This is a genomic window from Geotalea uraniireducens (genome assembly GCF_027943965.1).
Taxonomy (GTDB): Bacteria; Desulfobacterota; Desulfuromonadia; order Geobacterales; family Geobacteraceae; genus Geobacter; species Geobacter uraniireducens.
Genome location: NZ_AP027151.1, coordinates 932,940 through 955,699, shown reverse-complemented (window position 1 = coordinate 955,699; position 22,760 = coordinate 932,940). Strand labels below are relative to the sequence as shown.

Genomic DNA, 22,760 nt, shown 5'->3' with positions numbered 1-22,760 from the left:
CCGGAGCGAAAAAAAGACCGGCCATTGCCGGTCTTTTTTCAGCCGTTTCCGGGATCGGCCCCCCGCCTGCTCCCTTTACTTGCAGTCGCCGCGCCAGAGACATTCATCCTGGCCGCAGGAAGCGGCCTTGCCGGTCTCGTAACAGGCCTCGTTCCCTTCCTCCTGCTGAATGGCCCGGATCAGCTCCCCTTTTTTCTTCGTCCCGGCCTTGACTCCGCGCTGCTTGGCAATTTCCTTCACTTCCGGCATGTTCATCGCTGTCTCCCCCCGGTCAATGGTTCGCGTTGCCTGGCGGCATTTTCGCATTCCCGTGTGGCAACCGTACGATATTCTTATTACATTTACCAGAAGAGTTAGCCCTGCGCAAGGTGAAGGGGGCGAAGTTCGCGGTTCGTCTCGCTGCCGGCGGTTTCCGGCCCGTAGATTGTCAGCCGATCCTTGCCGTGATGCTTGCTGAAATACATCGCCTCGTCTGCCCGGGACATGACTGTCGCCACATCGTCACCGTCCTCGGGATAGGACGCGATCCCCGCCGACAGTGTCGTGTAAAATTCCTGGCCATCGAAAATGAATGGAGTTTCCCGCAACGCCGCGATCAGCCGCCCCACTGCCGCTTCGATATCCCGTTTGTCCGCCTCGACATACATGATGACGAACTCGTCACCGCCATAACGGGCAGCGATATCGGTGCTGCGAATGGAGGTCGAGATGATCCGGCCGATATGGCAAATCAGCTCGGTGCCGGCAAAATGGCCATGCCGGTCGTTGATCTTCTTCAAGTTGTCGGCGTCGAGCATGCAGATGGTGAAGGGACGGCCGTAGCGGTGGGCCATCCGCTCCTGGGCCGCTGCCAGGTGGAAAAAGTTGCGCATGTTGTTCAGGCCGGTCACTTCGTCGGTGAGTGAGAGCTTTTCGATTTCCTGCCGGGCGCTCTCTGCCTCGCCCGACAGCATCGCCCCCAGGTGGGCGATCAGCATGAAGGGGAAAAGTTCCAGGACATAATGGATAAAATTGGTTCGATCGGCAAAATAGGCGGTGAAGTCGTCCGAGCTGAGGAGGACGTAGGAAGAGATCGCCAGGGCTGCCATGAAATAGGTCACCCGTCGCCCCTGAGTCAGCGAGGTGGTCATCAGCACCAGATAAATCAGGGAGGTGAACGGGCTGGTGATCTTGCCGGTGAACCAGGAGACGCCGACGATGAACAGCAGGAAGACCATCAGGTCGACAAAGGTCTTGTACGGTCCCGACCGCCCCCGCATCACCAGATAGCGGGCCGCCACGTTGTAGCCGAACAGCCCGAGGCAGAGGACGGCAAGCACCAGCCCGCTGTGTGCCCGCGGCTGCAGCAACTTGATGTCGAGGGACACCAGGGCGATCAGGAGCCAGGAGATACTCCCCATGATCCGGTCATAGCCGGCATAACGGCTCGTTTCGTCCGGGATCGGCTCGCCGGTGCGGGCGCTCTTGGCCATGGGCAAATCCGTTCCTTATGGGTAGGATGGCTAAGGAAGAGCGCGATGCTCTCCCATATTTACCTAATCGGCACGGATGCCGCGAAATTTAGCGGTTTCATGAACCAAATCAGCGCAACTTCCCTCTCGACAAATTGATTTTTTTTAAATAAGATGCCCGTTGCATACTGTATACACAGCATTTATCATCGTTCCGTTCGCAATCCGGCAAGAGCCTCACTTTCGGCCTGCAGCCGCCGAGGCCAACCTGATCCACTCAACGAAAGGAGAGCACACGATGTCCACCAAGCCGTTCGTCTACCAGGAACCGTTTCCCCTCGGGAAAGAGAGCACCAAGTACCGCAAGATCGAGGGCTCCGAAAAGTACGTCACCGTCGAGCAATTTGCCGGCCAGGACGTGCTGCGGGTCTGCCCCGAGGCGCTGACCATTCTCGCCAACGAGGCGATGCGCGACGTCTCCTTCCTGCTTCGGCCGGAGCATAACGAGTCGGTGGCGAAAATCCTCCGCGACCCGGAATCCTCCCAGAACGACAAGGGCGTGGCCCTCGCCTTCCTGCGCAACGCCGAAATCGCCGCCAACTTCGAGCTGCCGGTCTGCCAGGACACCGGCACCGCCACCATCATCGCCAAAAAGGGCCAGCAGGTCTGGACCGGCGGCAAGGACGAAGAAGCCCTCTCCAAAGGAGTTTACAAGACCTATACCGAGGAAAACCTCCGCTACTCCCAGACCGTTGCCCTCGACATGTACAAAGAGGTGAATACCGGCACCAACCTGCCGGCGCAGATCGACATCCAGGCCGTGGACGGCGACGCCTACAAGTTCCTCTTCATGGCCAAGGGTGGCGGCTCGGCCAACAAGACCTCCCTCTTCCAGGAGACCAAGGCGCTCCTCACCCCCGAGAAGCTGGAGAAATTCATCGTCGACAAGATGAAGTACCTCGGCACCGCCGCCTGCCCGCCGTACCACATCGCCGTCGTCGTCGGCGGCACCAGCGCCGACGCCTGCATGAAAGCGGTCAAGCTCGCCAGCGCCAAGTACTATGACGACCTCCCCACCGAAGGGAACGAGCACGGCCGGGCCTTCCGCGACACCGCGCTGGAAGAGAAAATGCTCCAGGCCGCCTACAAGCTCGGCATCGGCGCCCAGTTCGGCGGCAAGTACTTCGCCCACGATGTCCGGGTGATTCGCCTGCCGCGCCACGGCGCCTCCTGCCCGGTCGGAATGGCGGTCTCCTGCTCCGCCGACCGGAACGTCAAGGCGAAGATCACCCGCGACGGCCTCTTCGTCGAAGAGCTCGACCGCAATCCGGGGCGGCTGATCCCCGAGCAGTACCGCGGCAAGCACGAGCACGGCGTCAAGATCGATCTCAACCGGCCGATGAAGGAGATCCTGGCGGAACTCTCCAAGCACCCGGTATCAACCCCGCTCCTCCTCAACGGCACCATCGTGGTCGGCCGCGACATCGCCCACGCCAAGTTCAAGGAAATCCTCGACGCCGGCAAGCCGCTCCCCGACTATCTCAAGAACCACCCGATCTACTATGCGGGTCCGGCCAAGACCCCGGCCGGCAAGGCCTCCGGTTCCTTCGGCCCCACCACTGCCGGCCGGATGGACTCCTACGTCGACCTTCTCCAGTCAAACGGCGGCTCGATGATCATGATCGCCAAGGGGAACCGCAGCCAGCAGGTGACCGACGCCTGCAAGAAACACGGCGGCTTCTACCTCGGCTCCATCGGCGGCCCGGCGGCAGTCCTCGCCGAAGAGAACATCAAGAAGGTCGAGTGCATCGACTTCCCCGAACTGGGGATGGAAGCGGTCTGGAAGATCGAAGTCGAGAACTTCCCGGCCTTCATCCTCGTCGACGACAAGGGGAACGATTTCTTCAAGCAGCTCGGTCTCTAATCCCGTCGAACAACAGCACCAGACAACGCCCCCGGTCGCGCCGCGATCGGGGGCGTTGTCATTTAAGCCGCGCCAGCCGCAGACACGCGCCCGTCCCCGCGCGGTACGCAGGTGGATTGCATTTGCGGACCGCCTGTGCCATAATCTTCCCAGCCGTAAGGGTGCGGCCTGTCCGGCAACGAAGCCCGGGGAACGATGTTCCGCCGGGCTTATTGCGTTTCCGGCAGTACCGGCCGCCGCCTCATCGAAATCATCCGGAGGGATCCATGGAAACCAAACAAACCTGCCGTTGCGGGGCCACACACCAGGGCCATATCTGTATTCTGCGCAGCAAGGGGCTGACCGAGGAGGTCGCCCATCTTACCGACAAACCGACCGTCGTCTGTTTTCTCTGCGGGGTGGAAGCCAATGCCCCGGAAAACGTCTGCGAACCGATGCCGCTGTAAATCGGCCGCCGGCCGGGACATCGAAAATTTTCATCACCAGGGAGTACGAACAAAGATGGCCCCAGCAAAACCGAGCAAGAACGCTGCGGCGGTCAAGACCACGGACCGCTATGTGACATTCAAGGGGATTGACGGCGATGGTAACGCCCGGCAGGTTGTGGCGCTGCTGCGCCGCTACATCGACGACCCGGCCCACAGCAACCTGTTCTGGGAGAAATTCAAGGAAAAGCTGGCGCTGGCCGCCACCGGTGCCGACAATGGCGGCCGGCGGCTTGACGAACTGTTTCTCGTCCATTCTTACATCAACAACATCCGCGAGTTGTTCGAAGAGCAGGAGGACGAGGAAGCGCTCGCCCTCCTGCATCAGTTGGAACTGGAGTCCTGCTGAGCGACGCCCGACCGCCGGCAGGGGCCGGGAATTCCTCCCGGCCCCGTCCTTCAGCCTCCAGTCCTCACTGACAGACGTAACCGTCGGTCAGAGTCATCAGGAAGGCAACGATCGCATCTTCTTCCTCTTCCGTCAGGCCCAGATTTCCCAATTCGGTAGTGTTCAGATTGGCCGACACTTCAGGGGGTGGCCAGTTCGCCGCCGGGACGTCGCGGGTATTGTAGAAATGGACGATATCCTTCAGCGTCTTGAAGTAGCCGTTATGGCCGTAGGGAGCAGTCAGCTCGATATTGCGCAGGGTCGGCACCTTGAATTTGCCGTCCTGGAGCGGATCGACAAGGATTGCCCCAAGGCCGAGATCAGGGGGAAGGTTGAGGATATCGTAGGGAAACTCGGTGTTCTTCGGCACCCCCAGGTTGTCGTAGGTATGATCGGTGAATAGCGGCGGGGTAACGCCGTCGACCGAAGTGCTCGGATGGCAGCCGGCACACTTATCATTGAACAGTTTGAGCCCCTTCTTCTCTTGAGTGGTGAATTTGACACTCTTCTTCAGCGAGAGATCGAACTTGGAACTGAAACGGTTCACCGGCTTGGAACTCTCGAATGCGGCGATGGCCTGGGCGACCAGGTCGTAGGCGGCCGGCACGTCGTCAAGCGCAGTGGGGCCATAAACCTCCAGGAAGAGCGAGGAGTAGGGGGCGCTTCGCACCGCAGCAACCACCCCTTCCATGGTATTGTTCATCTCCACCGGGTTGAGGAACGGCCCCTTCGCCTGATCCTTCAACGTTGCCGCCCGGCCGTCCCAGAACTGCCCCCCCACGTACTGGCCAGTGGCCACATCAAAGTAAAACGTCGGGCTGAAAGCCGCGTAGGCGGCGGTCGGCGCGTTGCGGCCGCCGAACCGGCCGGGGATGACCCCCTCGGAAACCGGCAGGTTCTGGTCGGGGTCCGCATAGCCGGCCTGGGGGAGATGACAGGACGCACAGGCCTGCCCTGCCGGACTGGAAAGACTCTTGTCGAAATAGAGCATCCGCCCGAGCAGAATTTCTCCCGTCGTCGCCGCCGTTGCGATACCCGCAACCAGGCTTGCCGCCAAAACCACGCCACTGCACACCATTATTCTAAACCGTTTCATGCTTCATCCTCCTTGAATTGGATTCGGTCCGTTCTCTGACCGGTTGCAGCCAACAATGAGCCGCCCAGCAAAACGTCACCTCCTTTCGCGCCGACTTCTCATCGAGTTTATTAGATTTTTCTAGCCTGACAAGTGCCACGCGCAAAATATTCAAGTGATTTTATAGTGTTGACACGCCATCAAGCAGGCTCCCGCCTGACAATGCCGGGGTTTTGGACAAACCGGCAAGAGCAGCCCTTTCGACCGCCCCCCCGCAGGGAATGACGGTCACACAAAATTATTACAAATAAGTTAAACAAATTTCGCCCGCTGCCGATAACTGTATACAGCAATAATATTCATCATCTTGCCGGGAGACGCGGTATGCAAACGCTGTGGAACTACTACCTCAATTTTTCGATCAAAACCCGCTTGACCACCCTCTGTGTCTGTTACAGCATCTGTATCGTCGCGGCGGCCCTCACCGCCCAGTCCGCCTCCCCCCTGATCAAGTTCGGCGCCCCTGCCCTGTTCATCGTTGCCGGCGGCATCTTTGGCTGGATCAACATCTGGTCGATCAACCGGCCGATCCAGCGGGCAATCGGTTACCTGGAAACGATGGCCGGTGGCGACTTGAGCGAGACCGTCACCGTTCTGCGCAAAAACGAGTTCAGTAAAATGTTCACGGCGATGAGACACCTGCAGGAATCGATGCGCGGGATCATTGCCGGCATCCAGCAGACGGCGGGAGAACTGGCGGGAGCTTCCGACCAGTTGCGTGCGACCTCCGCCCAGATCGTCGAAGGGACGGAACATGCGTCGGAACAATCGGACAGCATCACTACTGCGGTGGACGAGATGGCGTCGGTCAGCATCGCCATTTCGCACAACTGCCAGCAGATGGCAGCCAAAGCCGCCAGCACCGACGATGCCACGCGCAGCGGCGAAACGACCATTTTCAGCATGACGGCGATGATGGAAGCGATCGAACGGATGGTTATCGACACCACCGAGGCGGTCAAGGCGCTCGGGGTCAACTCGGAACGGATTGGCGACATCGTGGTGGCCATCGAGGACATCGCCGACCAGACCAACCTGCTGGCGCTGAACGCGGCCATCGAAGCAGCCCGTGCCGGCGACCAGGGGCGCGGCTTTGCGGTGGTAGCCGATGAGGTCCGCAACCTTGCCGAGCGGACCACCTCGTCAACCCACGAAATCCAGTCGATCATCGGCACCTTGCAGCGAGATGTCAGGAACGTGATGGGCCTGATGGAACAGAGCGCCACCAGCGTCCGGAGCGGCGCCAGAGACGCCCAGCTTTCCAGCCAGGCAATCGGCACCATCAAGGATCAGATCACGCCGCTGATCGAACATGTTTCCCAGGTGGCGACGGCAGCCGAAGAGCAGTCCGCCACCAGTACCAGCATCACCGAAAGCATGCGGCGGATTTCCCAGGTGATTCACGACGCCACCGGCGGTGCCCACCAGACGGAGGATGCCGCTGCCGAACTGGCCCGGTCAGCCGCCGCCATGCAGCAGCTGGCAAACCGTTTCAAGTTGCAGGGCTAACTCCCCGCCTCGCCATTGAATTTACCTTGACAGCGGTTCGGCGAATAACGTATACAGAACGACCCGCTGATTCCGGCCACCAATCAGACAGTTAGTCTCTCCACCCGATCGTCCGGGCGTTTTGCGCCCGGACAAGTCTCCCCCGGACTCCCCGTCGCTGCCGGCACAACGAATCGGCCATCAAACGCACTGCAGGAGAGAACCGGAACGATGATCACCCTGAAACCCGAAGTTGTCGCCCAGCTCGAGCGTGTGCTCGGCTCCGTCGAAATGCTGCTCCCCAAGGCGGTCAAGCCGGTCGACTGGTCGGCCTGCCATGCCGCCAACTGGCGCCGCCACTCCTTTTCCGGCTTCCTCGAACCGGTCAAGGTGACCGACACTACCACCCTGGATGAACTGCTCGGCGTCGAGAAGCAGAAAGAAGTGATGACCTACAATACCCGCCAGTTCCTGAAGGGCTTGCCGGCCAACAACGCCCTCCTCTGGGGATCGCGGGGAACCGGGAAATCGTCCCTCGTCAAGGCCCTGCTGAAGGAATACGCCCCCGAAGGACTCCGGGTAATTCAGGTGGAGAAGGAAGACCTCATTTACCTCTCCGAAATCTTCACCGCCGTGGAAAACGAGCCGTACCGGTTCATCCTGCTCTGCGACGACCTGACCTTCGAAGTCGGCGAACTGAGCTACAAGATGCTCAAGAGCGCCCTTGACGGCTCGGTCTACTCGGCGCCGGAAAACGTCCTGATCTACGTGACGTCCAACCGCCGCCACCTGCTGCCCGAATACGAAACCGACAAGCTCGGGGGAAAGTTCGTCAACGGCGAACTGCAGCAGAGCGAGGCAATGGAGGAAAAGGTTTCCCTCTCCGACCGGTTCGGGCTCTGGGTGGCGTTCCACGTTTTTTCCCAGGATCGCTATCTCGATGCCGTCCGGCTCTGCGTCGAGCGGGAGGCCCGCAATCGGCAGGTGGCTATCCCCTGGACGAAGGAACTGGAGCTGGACGCCATTCAGTGGTCGCATGACAAGAGCAAGCGGTGCGGCCGAACCGCTTTCCAGTTTGCCAAGAACTGGGTCGGCCGCTACCTGCTGCAGACCCGGTTCGCCTGAACCGCATTCTCAGGCCCCCGCCATCCCCCTTCCCCCGACGAAAAACGGGGCAGGCCCGTTCTCCGGCCTGCCCCGTTTTCGCTTTTGCTTCCGTCCGGCGTCAGTCGACTTTTTTCCAGCCCGGATCCGGGTTGTATGCCTTCATCGCCGTGGCCAGCCGGGCCGTCTCCTTACCGAGGTCTTTCTGGTAAATGACCCCATTCTGGTTGACGACAAAGGTCATCACCCCGGAGGCCCGGTACTTCGCCGGATAGGCAACCATGGCGAAACCGAGGACCATCTTGCCATTGACCACATAGTCGAACGCTCCGCCCTCCGCATCTTTGCCTTGTGCCGTCAGCACCTTGAAATAATAGCCGTGGAACGGTTCGGGCTGCGCCGCCTTGAACTGCGGACCGTACCCCTGGCAGTCAGCCCGCGCCGCCAGCGGACCGAAGGGGCTTTCCTCCTCCCCTTCGCCCGCCTCCCAATAAAGGCCGTCGTGTTTGCCCGGCGTACTGTTCAGTCGCTGGGCAAATTCGAGCACGCCGTTACCGTCGTGATCCTTGGCCGCATACTCGCGCTGGGCATCGACATAAGCGCGCAGGACATCCATCACTTCCAACTCGTTCCGGCCGATCCGCCGGTTGAGTATTTCCTGCCGCCCCGCCCTGGTGTCGAAGAACCATTTTTGCCCCTTTTTCACCAACGGGATCGGGAACGGGTAATCGGCAGTGCCGATTGAGAGGATGGCCCGGTCGGCACCCTGGTGTTCGATAAGGTTCTTCTCCTCGTAACGCTTGATGAACCGTTCCCGCCCCTGCCGATCCTCCACCGGATCGCCCGACGAAATGAGCTTGCCCGAGCCGGGGCCGAGGATTGCCGCCAGTTCTCCGTCGTTATTGGTCTGCACCGCTTCAACCAGGCTCTTCACAGCTTCTTCCGGCGTGGCGAAACTTTTTTGCCGTTTCTTGGCCGAAGCGGCCAGGGCCGTCCCCCCCAGCGCCAGGATCAGCAGTACGATGAGCAGGGAGCGGCAGATGCTCTGCGTCCGGAATGTTATAACCGTCATAATTGTTCCTCCGCAACATTGTCTGGCCGGTGCCGGCTTATCCAGCCCGGCACCGTCGGTTATCTGCGCCGTTCCTGACCACGGCCGCCGCCACCCGGCTGGAATCCGCCCTTGGAAAAGCCGCCGCCGAAACTGCTCCGGCCCCGTTCGCTCGACCGCCGGGCGCCGGCGCCCTCGCCGAAGCCGCTACTGAAAATGCTTTCCCGGCGCGGACTCGGTGCCACCGGCCGACTGGCCTGGCCCCGCTCGACCCGCACCCCCCGGCTGCCGGTGCTCGGCAGGGAGACACCCCGCTCACCGGTACCGCCGCCAACCCGGGGAGCAGGAACAGTACGAGGAGGCACGGCACCCGGTCCGGGGCGGGTTTCCGGCATGACCGTGCCGGTGCGCGGCGGCGAAACGGACCGACCGCTACTGCCAAAGCCGCGGACCTCCCGGCGGTTTTCGATGGGGCGGGCCGGCATTTGGCCGAAACGATGTGCGGTTGCCCGATCGCCATAGGCGACACCCCGCCGATGGAGCGGATTGTGCGCCCACACACCGCGGCCATCCGGCCCGACGATCCGGCGCTCTTCGTAACGCCGGAGATAGCGGTTGCGGTCGATAAACCGGTTATGGGCGTAGTTGCGGTGGATATTGATCACCACATCGTGATGGTGCCAGTCGCAGCCGCCCCAGGCGTAGCCCCACGGCCAGCCGAGGGTGATGCCGAAGCCGAAGGTGAACACCAGCGACGGAGCCGGGTAAAAATAGAATGGCGGATAATCGGGGTACCACCAGGTGCCGTAGACAACAAAGGGATCGTAGGAGGGCACATACACCACATCCGGGTTCACCGGCTCGATGACGAGCGTATCGTCCTGATTGATCACCTGCTGCTGGTCGGTAGTCTTGAGATTCCCAGCCGCCGCGGCTCGCCGGCGCAGCTCCTGGATCATCTCCATCACATCCTGTTTCTGCTCCAGGAAGGCATCGCCAAGTTTGGTGGTCAAATCGAGTTTCTCGCTGAGCATCGCCAGGACGGACGGGAAGTTTACCAGCGACTTGACGCTCGGGTCCCAGGTCTGCTGCTCCAGGGCCTGGGCCAGCTCCTCGCCCTGGAGATCCTTGTTCTGCCGTACCCAGCGGTCGGCCATGACGATCTCCAGGGGATAGGTCGAAGCCATCAGAATCTGGGCGATCAATTCGTCCGGATAAAGTGCAATCGGCGCCAGCAGCTGCGCCAGCTGTTCCTTGGTAAAATTTGCTGTTTCGTTTTCATCATCCTGCGCCAGCGTCACCATCGGCACCGTCAGCAGCACAATGACCAGGAGACTCACCACCCGTATCCAGATTGATGTCCGGCTCATAGACGCTCCTTTGCGGCAGGGTCTTGCCGTTATCCGCCGCCGAAATCCTCAATTGACAAGTATAGTCCCCCTGAGGGAAAAAGCATCCGGCCCGGCGCGCGCCGGCAGAGACGAGCCGGCCGCATTGACGTTTCAACAAGCGGTTTACCCCAACCGACAGATGATGTTTTTTTGTTTCATCCGCGCCACGCCGATGGACTGAAAGCTAAACCACCGGCAGGCAAAAATAAAACATAATGCCGTTTCTTAAAAATTAGTCAACACATTCAAGGTGTTACAGTATAAATAAAATACCCCGCACGGTAATTATAAAAAATCGGATTAACAAGCCATATACACAATACTGTAACATACTGTTATATTGTACTTTTTTGAATTTTCTGACTTGCATTCCTTAAGCACCCCCAGTATAGTATCACTAAAACAAAACCAAACCGCACCGGTGAGGCGCCGTACACCGCCCGGGTTTCCCCCGGAAAAGGAGCTGCGGCGCACGAAGAAGAAAGGGAAAAGAAATGAAATGCCCCGTTTGTAAAAACCACGAACACGTCTCCATCGACCTGCACGCTGACGGCTTCGCCGAAGGGATAATGGAGTGCAACAGCTGCGGCAGCATCTGGTCCGTCAACCACGGAGTGACCAAGATCGTCAAGGACACCCAGGAAAACTCGTTCCTCAACGTGGTTGCCGAATCCGTCGAGATGGATGACTACGGCTTTGCAGCCTGACCTTCCTGCCGACCAACAGTGACGCGAGGAGCGGCAGCGTCTTCGCACGGACGCTCCGCCCGCGTCGCTCCCGACCATCTCACCTTACCGTCCCCAGCCGCGGTTACCGCTCAACGCCGTGCCCTCACCGCACCATCATTGCCTCAGCCAGTCGACCGCCTCAAATCAGATGCTCATGGCGGGTAAGCGAACGAATACTCCGCTGCCCGGTCAGGTAGCGGGCATCCTCGGCATAGGTGGTCGGATAGACCGACGGCACCGGCCGGTGCCCCAGTTGGCGATCGACATTAACAAACGTAAACAGGCAGGAATTGGACAGGGCTTTACTGGTCCGGTCGCGGCTGATCCGTTCGATACTTGCCTCGACACAGACGAAACTGCCGTCGATAGCGACCACCCGGCTCGTGTAATGGAGCTTGTCCCCCATCCGCACCGGATGAAAGAAATTGATCCGGTTGACGGCGGCAATGATCGAGCGGTCGGGCGCTACCAGCTCCGAGCAGATGGACGAAAGTTCGTAGGCCCGGCGGATCAGGTAGCCGCCGAAGATCTTCTGCGGCACGTTTTCCTGCTCAGGATACATCCTTTCCCAGGCGTCGGCGGCCAGCCGCCCCGTCAGCAACCCCTGGAAACCCGGCTCTTCCTGGGCACGGTGCAGTGAGGCGAGGATCTCATACTCTTCGCGGCTTGGCGGTTCAATCACCAACGCCTGCTCGCTCCGATACTCCTCCCGCCGGGCAACCGCCTTCCGCTCCCGCCGCCGTTCGGTATCGTCGAGATATTCCAAGGGCGGCAGGGCCAGGCTCACTGCAGAGTCGCCGACTCCCGAGCGGGCCACCATCGTAAAATAGCACGACGCGATATGATTCATCGGCTCGCCGGGCTGTTCGACCCGGATGCCGACTTCGACAGAGGATCGCCCGACGTGGTTGATCCGGGCATGGAAGACGATATCCCGGGTAACGTCGGCGGCATGGCGGACCAGGATATTGTCTATGGCCGCCGTGACGACCCGAGCGCCGGGGTAGAACCGGTTGACGTAACGAAGCGAAGTCTCCTCCGCCACCGTATCGAGTATTTCGAGCAGCAAGCCAAAGCGGAGATTTCCCCGGAGGTCCGGTTCGTCGACCACCATAAAGCGGCGGCGCAGAGCCGGGTCGCTGCCGAGGGGAAGGGTCCGGTCAAGAGAAGTATCGCGCGGGGTCGTCATGCATATCCTCCGGAAAATATTGTTCGCCAACGCCTGAAACAATCCTATCTTCTTTTTGCCGCGGGTAAAGGGAACGGCCCCGATTCCGCCGCCGGGGCCGATTCTGGCGCAGGCGTAAAAATTTTTTACTGTAAAATATTTTTACGCCCGCGTAACACACCAACAACACTCAGCTATTCATGTCAGCGTAAAATTTTTTTACACTTAGCCCTTTAGCCGTTGAGTCTTCACTCCCGCTAAGGCCACGTAATCACTGGAAAGTAATTTCTGGCACATTTTTGGTAAAAGATCAGCGGTAGCACGGCAAAAAGGTTGGCGTACCGCCGGCCGCCCCAGTAACACGTTGCGCGAAGGAGACTGCCATGTCGCACCAGAATTCCGGCAACCTGCTGTCGACGAACCAGCTGACCCCACCGCTCATTGAAGACGACCTCACCCTGGAAGACAAGTCGAGGATCGCCATCGGCACCACCTTGCGACCGGGGCAGAAAGGGACCCTGGCCCTGCTCAAATCGTACGGTGAGCAGCTGATCTGCGTCCGTTACCGTTACGACAAGGCTCGGGGCAAGCGTTACAAAACCGTCGAACTGATTATCGAAGAACAGGAATGGCTCCCCTGCGAAGTGATTCAGCGGGAACGGTACGCCCTGATTCGAATCGGCATCGGCGAAACCGAACTGCGCGAAAGGGTCAAAACTGCCGGCGGCCACTGGAGCACCGAAGAACGGGCATGGGTCCTGCCGCACCGAAAAGTGCTCGAACTCGGTCTGGAAGGACACATTGCTCCCAACGGGCTGGTCTAGGCGCCGGCCGCCGCCATCCCGCTTTGCCGGCATTCCCCCATCGTCGCCGGCTCTCCCCATCGTTTTCCCACCCCCCTTGTCAGCTTCTCCCGAAACGGCCGGCGACCGACCGTCGTGCAGGATGAGAAGCGCTTAAGTTGATTACCAACCATTTGGAATGTATAGTTTCGTTCAGCATTGCCCCCCCTCCGGCTGTCGCCAAGCCAGCCGGACAACGTCCCGTTTCCCGGCAACTCGTGCCGCCAGCGGGAAAGAGGTTGATCGATGGAGACTCCTGAAACGTTGCAAGAGCAACCGGCCGACGAACTTTGCGTGCTGCGGCAACGGATTGCCGAGCTGGAACAGGCCGCGGCGCACGGCCGGCAAATTCAGGAAGAGCTGGAGATTTTCCGGACCCTGATCAACCAGTCGAACGATGCAATCTTCATTGTCTCTCCGGGCGACAGCAGAATTCTCTATGTCAACGACAAGGCCTGCGACAACCTCGCGTACACCGCCAGCGAACTTTTGGATAAGCGCATCTACGAACTGGCGCTTAACGTCAGCAATCTCGCCGAGTGGCAGAAACTGGTCGCCAGGATCAGAAAACAGGGTTACGCTTTTTTCGAAACGGAGCAGCGCCGGCGGGACGGCAGTACCATCCCGATGGAGATCAACGTCCGGCTGGTAAGCCATGCCGGCCATGAATTCTTCCTTTCGGTTGCCCGCGACCTGCGGGAGCGGCAGCAGGCCCAAAACATCATCGTCGAGGAAAAAAACAAGCTGGAGGCGGTACTCACGGCGCTCGGCGATGCGTTGACAGTCCAGGACACCTCGTTCCGCATCCTTTATCAGAACCGCATTCATCGGCAGAAGCAGGGGGATCACCTCGGCGAGTACTGTTACCGGGCCTACCAGAATCGAGAGACGATCTGCGATGGCTGCCTGCTGGTCGAATGCTTCACCGACGGTCTGATCCATCGGCGCCAGACTTCGGCCAGAACCGAAGCCGGGGTCCTCCACATGGAAGTGACGGCCAGCCCCTTGCGCGATGCGGCAGGGAACATTGTCGCCGCTATCGAGGTCGTCCGGGACATCACCGAGATCAAGCGGGGGGCGGAGGCGCTGCGGGAGAGCCAAATCCACCTGGAGAGCATCGTCAACAGTGTCCCGGTCATTCTTTTCGACCTTGACCGCGAGGGGATCGTCACGCTCTCGACGGGCAAGGGGCTGGAGAAACTGGGCCTCCACGAAGGAGAGGTCGTCGGGGCCACCGTGTACGAGCAATTCGGCGACGCGCCGGCAATTGTCGCCTCCTTCCGCCAGGCACTGGCCGGCGACAAGGTCAAGGTGACGCATCGGGTCGGCAAACTGGTCCTCGACACCTGGCTCTTTCCGGTCTACGATCCGGCAGGGACGGTAACGGGGGTGAGCGGCGTTGCCATCGACGTCAGCGAACGGGAGGAAGCCGAGCAGAAGATGCGGGCCTTCAACGAGGAGTTGGAGAAGAATGTCGCCCGGCGGACCGCCCAGTTGCAGGCGGTCAACCGGGAACTGGAATCATTCAGTTACTCGGTTTCCCACGACCTGCGGGCCCCGCTCCGCCATATCCGGGGCTTCATCGAGGCGCTCGAGGAGGATTGCGGGCCCCGGCTGGACGACAAGGGGATTGACTACATCCGGCGTATCCAGCGGGCCGGGGCGCGGATGGACACCCTGATCGACCATCTGCTGGCCCTCTCCCAGGTCTCCCGGACCGGGATGGAGTTCGCCCCCTTCAATCTGACCGAGCTCTGCCGGGAAGTCGCCGACGAACTGCTGGCAGCGGAACCGAAACGGCAGGTCCGCTTCATCATCGCCGAGGGGATGACCGCCACGGGCGACCGGCACCTGCTCCGGACGGTGATGGAAAACCTGATCGACAACGCCTGGAAATACTCATCACGGAACGAACAGACCGTCATTGAGCTGGGGATGGTCGCCACCGGCAACATCCGCAGCTATTTTGTGCGGGATAACGGAGTCGGTTTCGACATGGCCCATGCCGACCGGCTGTTCGTTCCGCTGCAGCGCCTCCACCGGATGGATGAATTTGAAGGGAACGGCATCGGCCTGGCCACGGTCCAACGGATCATCGCCCGGCACGGCGGCAGGATCTGGGCCGAAAGTGCACCCGGTCAGGGGGCAACCTTCACCTTCACCCTGGAGCCGGGCGACCCGGCATGCAACACCGCGGAGACCGGTCGAAACCGGTAAACGATTCGAGGGGGCCGGCATTACCGGCCCCCTCGACGTTCCAGCTACCGGCATCGCCGGTTACGGTGCCGGCACCACCATGAACGGCCGCATCATCTCATGGTCCTCATGGGCCAGGATGTGGCAATGCCACATGTAGGTGCCGATCCGGTCGAACCTGGCGCGAATCCGGACGTAGCCCTGGGAGCCGAGCAGTTCGTCGCCCGGCGGGACCCGCACCGTATCCTTCTGGCCGCGCTCCTGCGGCTGGACGGTATAGGGCGAGTCGGGGCCGGCCGGCACACCGTCCGGCTCAATATTCGGCCGGAGCCCGCCGGGGGCGACCGTCGGCATGCCACCAGCACCGTCAGCCGGCGTATAGGCGCCCGGCGCCACACTACCCTTCTCCACCACCTCGAAATCGACCAGATGCAGATGCATCGGATGGGTGTCAACCGTATCGTTGATGATCACCCAGTCCTCAACGGTATTGACGACCGGCTTCTCGGTAACCGGAGCATTGAAGGTAAGGCCGTTGAGCAAAAGTTTCAGCCGCGTGGCAATGGCGCCGGTGTTCGGATCGTAGACCAATACATTGTCCAGCGTCTCCTGCAGATCGACGTAGCGGGTATTGTCCGGCGCGCCGAGCACGGGCGGCACCCGGGGGTGGGCGGGAATGACGCTCGTATCGGTGCCGACCAGCGGCTTGGTGATCCGAAACTGCATGATCCGGCCGGTAGTGCTGGGCGACACGGTATCCCCGCCAGGATAGGGGGTAGGAGCATCATTGCGCACGGTAATGCTGGTCCCGGCAGGAAACTTGGAAAAATCGATGATCACGTCGGCCCGCTCGGCAAGGGCCAGGAGCAGTCCGTTCCCCTGGCTGTCGCCGATCTGAACCGCATCGGGGAGGAGGCCGCCGTCGTTGCCGATCTGGGTGATGGCCCCCACCGGGATCGGTTGCCCGTCGGTGCGTTCGAGCCACATGTGGTAGAACCGTGAATCGGAACCGTTCAGGATCCGGAACCGGTACTTGCGCGGCTCAACTGCCAGGTAGGGCCAGACCTTGCCATTGACGGTGATCGTATTGCCGAAGAACTCAGGATTCGAGGTCCGGACCGGGTTGCCGTTGCTGTCGGTTTTCTGGGTGCCGTCCGCCGCAACGAGCGGATTCGAATCATAATGCAGCGAACCGTCCTGGTTGAAGGACTTGTCCTGGATGACCAGCGGCAGTTCGTAGGGACCCTTGGGCAAATTGAGCGAATCTTCGTGACTGTCGCGCAGGAGGTAATTGGCGGCCAGGCCGGCATAGACGTTGAGCCGGGTGATCCCCATGGCATGATCGTGATACCAGAGCTGCTCGGCGAGCTGATCGTTGGCATAGGTATAGGTAACCGTATTACCGTTGGGCCGCGCCGGACGGCCGCTGACCGGATCGGCCGGCAAGCCGGTCTGAGCTGCCGGGTCGTTGGTGATCCAGGCTTCCGGATGGCCATCCGACTCGGACGCCACGTGGCCGCCGTGCAGATGGGTAACGATCCGGATCTCCGGCTCGCCCATGTTGGCGCCGTGCAGGGTCGGATCGACCGTCAGGATATGTTTGGTGAGCAAACGGCCGTTCGCGTCCCGCAGATCGTTGACGTACTTGACCATCACCGGCCGGCCGGTTTCGCCGGCAAGCGTCGAGCGGGCATCCACCGTGGCGCCGAGATAGCCGGTCTTGACCCCGTTGGTCCGATAGCCCCAGACGGTCGTCCGGATCGGTTTGCCGGTGGCCGGATTGATGAATTCGCTGCCATCTTTCTTGCGTAGCCCGAAATCATAGTCGGTAGTCTGCTCGACCACTGCCGTATAATAATCGTACCCCGGATGACTCGTCGTATCGGGGACGGCGGCCGGGATCTCCGTCAACGGCGTGGCAAATTGTTGCAACTGCAAGGGATCGAGCACGTTCTGCGTCGACGCCCCCTGGACAACGACCGTGTTGTCCTTGCCACACCCAGCCAGCGATATGGCTACTATCAAGCCCATCATGCTTTTCAATGCTGCGCCCTTGATCCCCATCAAGCAGACCTCCATTCCAATGATTTGCCGGCACCATTCCAACACCGGCCGCGCGCCGACAACGGTTACAGTTTAGTTACACTGCCTGAAATCTACCAGACCGACAACGCTTGTCAACGGCCTTATGTAAAAAATAAAACGCGAAATAGCCGCCTGAGGAGATCGGGGCAGGACCACGGGCAACATTTTTTTTAGTTGCACAAACGACCGGTTACGCTGCATCCGCAACGGCACCGCTCAAGTTTTACATCGCCGGCACCGATAATTAATTAAAAGGGGAGGATTACGTCGTCACCCCCGATCCGATGCTCCTCTCCCGAAGCCCGCTCCCTGCACGTACCGCCCGGGAGCTGCTTCACCGTAACCAATTCCCACATGCCCAAGGATCGAGCCATGAACGAAGCCTACTATCGTCCGGTCAGTATCGAAGCCATCGAGCCGGACATCTTCCCCGCCATGCCGCTCTACTTGCGACGGGACGGCAACCATGTCCTGTACAAGGGGCCGGAGCAGCGCTTTGCCGTCACCGACCGGATTCGGCTCGAAAAGAACAACGTCGAATTTCTCTACGTGCGGACCGGCGACCTCGAAGAGCTGACCGAGCAACTCGAAGCCAGCCTTCCCGCCATGCTCGGCCGGGAGGATATCTCCGGCACGGCGAAAGGCAAGATTCTCTATCAGACGGCAATCAACTATCTTGACGACCTGTTCACCGAGCCGGAACGGACCGCAAACGCCGCCCGCTGCAGGGACATCGCGGCAAGCCTCGTCCGCTATGCGACTACCGAGCGCCGGGCGCTGGCCGCCATCGCCTCGGTGGTGCCGCACAACTACTACACCTTTGTCCATAGCATCCAGGTTACGGCCCTGGCCCTCATGCTCCATGCCGACCTCGGCCACCCCGGCGATGACCCGGTAGAGGTCGCCATCGGCTCACTGCTCCACGATTTCGGCATGGCATTCATCCCCCGGGAAATCATCAACCAGCCCCACAGCCTCAAGGACGTTGAATACCTGAAGATCAAGCAACATCCGCAGTTCGGCTACGACTACCTGGAGAAGCTGGGCGTCTACGGCGACACCCCCCTGGCGGTGGTCAGGCTGCATCACGAGCGGAGCGACGGCACCGGCTATCCGCTGCAGCTCAAAGGCAACGCCATCCCCCATGCCGTGCAGCTGGTCTCGCTCTGCGACGTCTATTGTGCACTGACGACCGACCGGCCGTATCGCAAGGCGACCGGACATAGCGATGCGGTCAGGCTGATGCGGGAAGAGCTGCGCGGTGCTTTTGATCGGGAAATGTTCAGGAATTTCGAATCGTTGATGGGACGGATTGTCGAGAATGGCTGACGGTGATCGCCGCCGGCGCGGTCAGGGCTGTCGTTCGTAGATTTCGCGGGGAATCCGCTGGTAGTTGTAGTCGGAGAGGGCCAACACATCATCCATCGGCAGTTTCCAGACGCCGTCACTCCGGTGCAGCCGGAAATCCCGGCTGACGAACCGGGTCCCCACCCCTTCCACCTCGAAGCCGACCCTGGCATGGATCACCACCTGATCGGCGTTGAGCACCGTCGACTGCACATCCTGGAGCTGTTCCCAGCAGCAGGCGGGAACCCGGGCCGCATAGACGATCCGCGACGCGAAGTAGTCCCAGCCCCGGTCGGCAGGGTGATCGAGACGGGCGTAAAGTGCCGCGTACTGCTCGTTCCGCCACAGGTCGAGGATCTGGACGAAGCCGGCCTGCGCCTCCGCGGCCACCTCGGCGCTGTTGAAGGCCGCCGCCGGCCCGGCCAGCCAGATGAATCCAGATAAAATCAGTGCTGCCGCAACCGCCTTCATCGGCTCCTCCGCCAGAGTTCGCTTTCCCCCGGTTTTACCACGTCGCGCCTCCTTTTCCGGCAACGGCACCGCCATGAGCCAAGCGGCCGGGCTCGGCAATCAGGATGGGTGGGCAAAGTTCAACAGATTCCGCATATTTTTGCTTTCATTTCTCTCTTCTGGCCAACGGCTAGAGGGTCTGCTGTGTAACGTAGCGAAAACAGTAACACCGACAGTTAGATTCAATTTTCAGCAGTTAATAGGCGCGAATAGCTCCAAGTATTTATCTTTTTTGAAGTGAATTTCCGGCAACTGCACCTTTTTGTCATTTATGTAGAAGGCGGGCATATAAATAATTAACTTATCTGACTTATCCATAATTACCGTTGCACCTATAGAGTAGTAGTTATCATAAGTTTTCGGCCCAAAGAATCCTATAGTTGATTCTTTTGTATCGCCAATCATTGCCTCATTAATTTTCCATGGCGCCTGGCCAGTATACAAATTCGGGCTAAAACTACCATCTGCAGTGATAGAACCTGGAGTTGTTGAGATTCTTACTGTTGGGCTTTCAAGTCGGACCGTTTTGCCTTTTGGAATATGTAGCCTTACAAAAACATAAACGCCGGTCTCCAATTCTGAAGCAATTACTTTTATAGTTACACCGTCACGCTTGAATTCGATAGTATCGGGTGGACCACTTGATTCATAACAAGTGGATTTCTTGACTATTCCCTCCTCCGCGCTGGGGCTATAATAATCATGCACCCAAAATGGCATGCAGCCAGTCATCAAAATCATTGACATCAAGAATAGAAACCCAAATAGCCTTTTCATATTTTCCCATTTAACAGCATAAGCCTGACCGGCCTGTTCTTCGGGCCGGTCGTGGCGCTGGTTGTAACGTCACTTATGATGCCACCAGATTCTTATCTTCGTGAATGTATACAGTAGAGAGCCCACCACACAAGCTGTTATTCCAAGTCCAGCGAGCCCATTGGCTATGAATGCAAATCCTAGTATGAATAGCCCCATTCCTATTACTAAATGCAGTTTTAGCCTTTTACTTGTTTCTTGTATTGTTGTTAATTGAGTCCCAGTTGCAAGGTATTCTTTCAAATTGGCGATTGGCGCACCACATTTGGGACAAGACAAGGCAGTACTAGAAACTTTGCCCATGCACTCGTGACAATTAATCAAAGCCATTTCTTGCTCTCCTTCCGCTCACTTACCGAATAGCCTAGCTAAGAATCCTCATTTTGGTTCTCTCTGAGACTTTCCTGAGAGTTGACCAGGGGTAAGCCCTAACTGGTGCTCCAATTCTGTCAGCTTCTTATCAAATTCTGCTTGTTGCCTGGGGGGCCGCCAGGGGACGTTGTTGATTTGTTGACTTACCCTCCACTACTCAACTAATCAACTACGTCCCCTTAGATGCTCTTATTTCTGAACTGCAAAGCGGCCCTGATAGTGATTATGACCGTGCCCCCACTATTGACGATGAAGGCCGACTCTTATTTGTTTAAGGCAGTTTCGCGCTTAGACCAGAGTTCGGACCTGCTGGCAATCCGAGCGCCGTGTCAATTCCGATATTGTTACGAAGGTCAGCAAGGAGCGAAGCGGGGTTAATGGTAGTTCCTATTTTGGCTTCTGATTCGGCTCTTGGGTTGCTTACCGTTTTGGCGCGATAGATTACAAGGTGAGGAATATTATTTTGAATTGCTCGCAGACAAAGACCTCTGAGATAAAACCTGTTGAACTCTCCTTCTGCCAACATCTCATGGGCGTTCACGGGGACACTAGCGCTGATTATTTTGCCTTTGACGTTTCGGTTTTCTGTGGCGTTAAATTTTCCTTGAAGTTGGGATGCAAACCAAGTGTCATCATGTTGTTCAGCGGCTTTTTTGAGAATTTCCGGGTAAACCTGCGCTCCAGCGGGGCTGAGTCTGGCGCTAATGTAGAGTTTTCCTGCGGCAATGTCGGCAAGTATTTCTTGGGTTTCGAAGCTGCGAGTTTCGGCGTCCAGATTTGCGAGAGTTAGAGCCATTTTCTGATTCTCCTTTTCTTGTTTTTTGTTGCATAACGTCTCAAGGCACCAGCGGCGGAGCGTTAGCGTAGACCGCTGTTGCCGATGGTTGAATGTCAGTTTCAGCAACTCATTCGCGCCTTATAGTGACGTTTGTTCTAAGTACTTTTGACGAAAACTTATCTTGGTCGGTATGTTTCTTCACCAGCTCAGACAGTCTTCCAAACTCAACTATTTCCAGATGAGAAAGTCTGTAGTGTTGGGTATTGGTGTGGCCTTTTACGGACCACGATTTTCCAATGTAGTAAGTAGCTGTCGATACAGGTGACGGACCTTCGACTATTTCGCCTGAATTGTCATACGAGACAGTCCATAGACGCCCTTCTGGCACTACCAGAACCGGCACCACATTTGAAACTATAGTCACGTTCTCGTCACCTGCGTAGTGGCTTGAGTGGATGAGGTCGTATGATGAATTAATGGCTTGGGATATTTTTTCAAATACGTCGCCATCACTGCCGATAACTTCAGCTTTATTGTCGTCTCGCCGTCCGACCTGGTCGCAGCTTTTGCCTACCGGGCCTTTAGTAACATAAACACAGTCGGCTCCTCTAAGTGCATAAGGAAAGGCCCGATCAGAGAATTGTGCTGTAATGCTACCTTTCACAATTCTGCTCCAAATTAGATCTTGATAGCTCTCCTTTTCCGTTCTCGGCGAACAATGGATGACAAGTGGACAATTCGCGCGAATGTTCTTGCATTCCACACTCAAGCATAGCCTATAGATGAACGACTCGTGATACTCGTATCTTTTTGTCGCTCGGATGTCAAACTCACGCGACTTACCAGTTATTGGGTCTTCATAAGTGCCACCGTGTTGACACTGAAATCCCAAATTCACTAGCTCCTTTTGTGTCTTTACCTCAAACGAGAAGTCGGAGTAAGAATCCAGATATTCGTTGATGTCGGATGCCGAAATTTCAATATTTTTCAATTTTGCCATTCATTCTTTCCATTCAACGCCATGAGGGTGTGCGGTGTAACCGCACCACCCGATGGTTGTACCATTACTCTTTATCTTCAGAGGGATGCTCGATAACTTCGATGTGGTTGTTAATATCAGACGAAGCCCCAATGATTGTTATATCTGAAATGTCGCCGATGATAAGCTTGTAGGGCGTAGAGAAACCAGACGTCAAAACGAATCTGTACTCATTCTGATATGAGTAAGTATCAAATTTCTTAAAAATCCCCATTTTACCATTATGATGGCCTCTTGGGACGTAATTGACCAACCCTCTGTATATTTTGACTTTAGCTTTTTTAGCTGCTGCATCGGAGAGAACGTAAGGGGTCGCGTCTACATTTTTCATTTTATGTAAAATGTAGACCTGACCCTTATTATCTCTGTGGAGGTCTGACCTCGCTGCTGTGATGTGGGCGTAAACTAATGGGGTGCAAGTCCCTGTACGTAGAATCCAGCTCTGTCGAGAGACAGCGTATG

20 protein-coding genes are annotated in these 22,760 nt (G+C 58.2%); 9 read left to right on the top strand and 11 right to left on the bottom strand.

The window, feature by feature from the left end; translation table 11 throughout:
* Positions 1 to 75: 75 nt before the first annotated feature.
* The gene (locus QMN23_RS04595; protein WP_282002152.1) at positions 76 to 255 is read right to left on the bottom strand and encodes an SAP domain-containing protein; all 180 of its coding nucleotides are present in this window, start codon (positions 253 to 255) and stop codon (positions 76 to 78) included.
* A 98-nt stretch (positions 256 to 353) separates the two neighbouring features.
* Entirely contained in the window at positions 354 to 1,472 is a 1,119-nt protein-coding gene (locus QMN23_RS04590; RefSeq protein WP_282002150.1) for a GGDEF domain-containing protein, read from the bottom strand.
* Between the two features lie 277 nt (positions 1,473 to 1,749).
* On the opposite strand from QMN23_RS04590, the gene QMN23_RS04585 reads away from it, so the two are divergent.
* From QMN23_RS04585 to cowN, 3 genes are all read left to right on the top strand, one after another.
* On the top strand, positions 1,750 to 3,375 hold the full coding sequence (locus QMN23_RS04585; RefSeq protein ID WP_282002148.1) for a fumarate hydratase: 1,626 nt from the start codon (positions 1,750 to 1,752) through the stop codon (positions 3,373 to 3,375).
* 266 nt (positions 3,376 to 3,641) lie between these two features.
* On the top strand, positions 3,642 to 3,821 hold the full coding sequence (locus QMN23_RS04580) for a hypothetical protein (protein ID WP_282002146.1): 180 nt from the start codon (positions 3,642 to 3,644) through the stop codon (positions 3,819 to 3,821).
* A 55-nt stretch (positions 3,822 to 3,876) separates the two neighbouring features.
* Positions 3,877 to 4,209 carry a N(2)-fixation sustaining protein CowN gene (cowN, locus tag QMN23_RS04575; protein ID WP_282002145.1) on the top strand — a complete coding sequence of 111 codons (333 nt, stop codon included), beginning with the start codon at positions 3,877 to 3,879 and terminating at the stop codon, positions 4,207 to 4,209.
* 64 nt (positions 4,210 to 4,273) lie between these two features.
* Here cowN and QMN23_RS04570 read toward each other — a convergent pair whose 3' ends face one another.
* Positions 4,274 to 5,344 carry a cytochrome-c peroxidase gene (locus tag QMN23_RS04570; RefSeq protein ID WP_282002143.1) on the bottom strand — a complete coding sequence of 357 codons (1,071 nt, stop codon included), beginning with the start codon at positions 5,342 to 5,344 and terminating at the stop codon, positions 4,274 to 4,276.
* A gap of 363 nt (positions 5,345 to 5,707) precedes the next feature.
* Between QMN23_RS04570 and QMN23_RS04565 the strand changes: the two genes are divergently transcribed.
* On the top strand, positions 5,708 to 6,892 hold the full coding sequence (locus tag QMN23_RS04565) for a methyl-accepting chemotaxis protein (protein ID WP_282002141.1): 1,185 nt from the start codon (positions 5,708 to 5,710) through the stop codon (positions 6,890 to 6,892).
* Between the two features lie 210 nt (positions 6,893 to 7,102).
* Entirely contained in the window at positions 7,103 to 7,996 is an 894-nt protein-coding gene (locus QMN23_RS04560; protein ID WP_282002140.1) for an ATP-binding protein, read from the top strand.
* 100 nt (positions 7,997 to 8,096) lie between these two features.
* Here QMN23_RS04560 and QMN23_RS04555 read toward each other — a convergent pair whose 3' ends face one another.
* Positions 8,097 to 9,047: a DUF2950 domain-containing protein gene (locus tag QMN23_RS04555; RefSeq protein ID WP_282002139.1), complete on the bottom strand. Its 951-nt coding sequence runs from the start codon at positions 9,045 to 9,047 to the stop codon at positions 8,097 to 8,099.
* Positions 9,048 to 9,106: 59 nt separating this feature from the next.
* On the bottom strand, positions 9,107 to 10,396 hold the full coding sequence (locus QMN23_RS04550; protein ID WP_282002138.1) for a DUF3300 domain-containing protein: 1,290 nt from the start codon (positions 10,394 to 10,396) through the stop codon (positions 9,107 to 9,109).
* A 515-nt stretch (positions 10,397 to 10,911) separates the two neighbouring features.
* On the opposite strand from QMN23_RS04550, the gene QMN23_RS04545 reads away from it, so the two are divergent.
* Complete coding sequence (locus QMN23_RS04545) at positions 10,912 to 11,124, top strand: hypothetical protein (protein WP_282002137.1); 213 nt, start codon at positions 10,912 to 10,914, stop codon at positions 11,122 to 11,124.
* Between the two features lie 160 nt (positions 11,125 to 11,284).
* Here QMN23_RS04545 and QMN23_RS04540 read toward each other — a convergent pair whose 3' ends face one another.
* Entirely contained in the window at positions 11,285 to 12,334 is a 1,050-nt protein-coding gene (locus tag QMN23_RS04540; RefSeq protein ID WP_282002135.1) for an acyl-CoA thioesterase, read from the bottom strand.
* Between the two features lie 362 nt (positions 12,335 to 12,696).
* Here QMN23_RS04540 and QMN23_RS04535 point away from each other — a divergent pair, with 362 nt between their 5' ends.
* Both QMN23_RS04535 and QMN23_RS04530 read left to right on the top strand, forming a co-directional pair.
* On the top strand, positions 12,697 to 13,137 hold the full coding sequence (locus tag QMN23_RS04535; RefSeq protein ID WP_282002133.1) for a hypothetical protein: 441 nt from the start codon (positions 12,697 to 12,699) through the stop codon (positions 13,135 to 13,137).
* Positions 13,138 to 13,401: 264 nt separating this feature from the next.
* Positions 13,402 to 15,372 carry a PAS domain-containing sensor histidine kinase gene (locus tag QMN23_RS04530; RefSeq protein ID WP_282002131.1) on the top strand — a complete coding sequence of 657 codons (1,971 nt, stop codon included), beginning with the start codon at positions 13,402 to 13,404 and terminating at the stop codon, positions 15,370 to 15,372.
* 60 nt (positions 15,373 to 15,432) lie between these two features.
* On the opposite strand, the gene QMN23_RS04525 is transcribed toward QMN23_RS04530, so the two are convergent.
* Complete coding sequence (locus QMN23_RS04525; RefSeq protein WP_282002129.1) at positions 15,433 to 17,415, bottom strand: multicopper oxidase family protein; 1,983 nt, start codon at positions 17,413 to 17,415, stop codon at positions 15,433 to 15,435.
* A gap of 393 nt (positions 17,416 to 17,808) precedes the next feature.
* On the opposite strand from QMN23_RS04525, the gene QMN23_RS04520 reads away from it, so the two are divergent.
* Complete coding sequence (locus tag QMN23_RS04520) at positions 17,809 to 18,765, top strand: HD-GYP domain-containing protein (protein ID WP_282002127.1); 957 nt, start codon at positions 17,809 to 17,811, stop codon at positions 18,763 to 18,765.
* 21 nt (positions 18,766 to 18,786) lie between these two features.
* On the opposite strand, the gene QMN23_RS04515 is transcribed toward QMN23_RS04520, so the two are convergent.
* The 4 genes from QMN23_RS04515 to QMN23_RS04500 form a co-directional block, all read right to left on the bottom strand.
* Positions 18,787 to 19,254: a hypothetical protein gene (locus QMN23_RS04515; protein WP_282002126.1), complete on the bottom strand. Its 468-nt coding sequence runs from the start codon at positions 19,252 to 19,254 to the stop codon at positions 18,787 to 18,789.
* A gap of 228 nt (positions 19,255 to 19,482) precedes the next feature.
* Positions 19,483 to 20,070, bottom strand: coding sequence for a hypothetical protein (locus QMN23_RS04510; RefSeq protein ID WP_282002125.1), 588 nt, complete (start codon positions 20,068 to 20,070; stop codon positions 19,483 to 19,485).
* 682 nt (positions 20,071 to 20,752) lie between these two features.
* Complete coding sequence (locus tag QMN23_RS04505) at positions 20,753 to 21,277, bottom strand: hypothetical protein (RefSeq protein WP_282002124.1); 525 nt, start codon at positions 21,275 to 21,277, stop codon at positions 20,753 to 20,755.
* Between the two features lie 109 nt (positions 21,278 to 21,386).
* Entirely contained in the window at positions 21,387 to 22,259 is an 873-nt protein-coding gene (locus QMN23_RS04500; protein WP_282002122.1) for a hypothetical protein, read from the bottom strand.
* Positions 22,260 to 22,760: the final 501 nt, after the last annotated feature.

What these genes read in the sequence shown, in the direction of transcription:
- QMN23_RS04595 (WP_282002152.1), bottom strand. Translation starts at nt 255, where the DNA reads ATGAACATGCCGGAAGTGAAGGAAATTGCCAAGCAGCGCGGAGTCAAG.
- QMN23_RS04590 (WP_282002150.1), bottom strand. Translation starts at nt 1,472, where the DNA reads ATGGCCAAGAGCGCCCGCACCGGCGAGCCGATCCCGGACGAAACGAGC.
- QMN23_RS04585 (WP_282002148.1), top strand. Translation starts at nt 1,750, where the DNA reads ATGTCCACCAAGCCGTTCGTCTACCAGGAACCGTTTCCCCTCGGGAAA.
- QMN23_RS04580 (WP_282002146.1), top strand. Translation starts at nt 3,642, where the DNA reads ATGGAAACCAAACAAACCTGCCGTTGCGGGGCCACACACCAGGGCCAT.
- cowN (WP_282002145.1), top strand. Translation starts at nt 3,877, where the DNA reads ATGGCCCCAGCAAAACCGAGCAAGAACGCTGCGGCGGTCAAGACCACG.
- QMN23_RS04570 (WP_282002143.1), bottom strand. Translation starts at nt 5,344, where the DNA reads ATGAAACGGTTTAGAATAATGGTGTGCAGTGGCGTGGTTTTGGCGGCA.
- QMN23_RS04565 (WP_282002141.1), top strand. Translation starts at nt 5,708, where the DNA reads ATGCAAACGCTGTGGAACTACTACCTCAATTTTTCGATCAAAACCCGC.
- QMN23_RS04560 (WP_282002140.1), top strand. Translation starts at nt 7,103, where the DNA reads ATGATCACCCTGAAACCCGAAGTTGTCGCCCAGCTCGAGCGTGTGCTC.
- QMN23_RS04555 (WP_282002139.1), bottom strand. Translation starts at nt 9,047, where the DNA reads ATGACGGTTATAACATTCCGGACGCAGAGCATCTGCCGCTCCCTGCTC.
- QMN23_RS04550 (WP_282002138.1), bottom strand. Translation starts at nt 10,396, where the DNA reads ATGAGCCGGACATCAATCTGGATACGGGTGGTGAGTCTCCTGGTCATT.
- QMN23_RS04545 (WP_282002137.1), top strand. Translation starts at nt 10,912, where the DNA reads ATGAAATGCCCCGTTTGTAAAAACCACGAACACGTCTCCATCGACCTG.
- QMN23_RS04540 (WP_282002135.1), bottom strand. Translation starts at nt 12,334, where the DNA reads ATGACGACCCCGCGCGATACTTCTCTTGACCGGACCCTTCCCCTCGGC.
- QMN23_RS04535 (WP_282002133.1), top strand. Translation starts at nt 12,697, where the DNA reads ATGTCGCACCAGAATTCCGGCAACCTGCTGTCGACGAACCAGCTGACC.
- QMN23_RS04530 (WP_282002131.1), top strand. Translation starts at nt 13,402, where the DNA reads ATGGAGACTCCTGAAACGTTGCAAGAGCAACCGGCCGACGAACTTTGC.
- QMN23_RS04525 (WP_282002129.1), bottom strand. Translation starts at nt 17,415, where the DNA reads ATGGGGATCAAGGGCGCAGCATTGAAAAGCATGATGGGCTTGATAGTA.
- QMN23_RS04520 (WP_282002127.1), top strand. Translation starts at nt 17,809, where the DNA reads ATGAACGAAGCCTACTATCGTCCGGTCAGTATCGAAGCCATCGAGCCG.
- QMN23_RS04515 (WP_282002126.1), bottom strand. Translation starts at nt 19,254, where the DNA reads ATGAAGGCGGTTGCGGCAGCACTGATTTTATCTGGATTCATCTGGCTG.
- QMN23_RS04510 (WP_282002125.1), bottom strand. Translation starts at nt 20,070, where the DNA reads ATGAAAAGGCTATTTGGGTTTCTATTCTTGATGTCAATGATTTTGATG.
- QMN23_RS04505 (WP_282002124.1), bottom strand. Translation starts at nt 21,277, where the DNA reads ATGGCTCTAACTCTCGCAAATCTGGACGCCGAAACTCGCAGCTTCGAA.
- QMN23_RS04500 (WP_282002122.1), bottom strand. Translation starts at nt 22,259, where the DNA reads ATGGCAAAATTGAAAAATATTGAAATTTCGGCATCCGACATCAACGAA.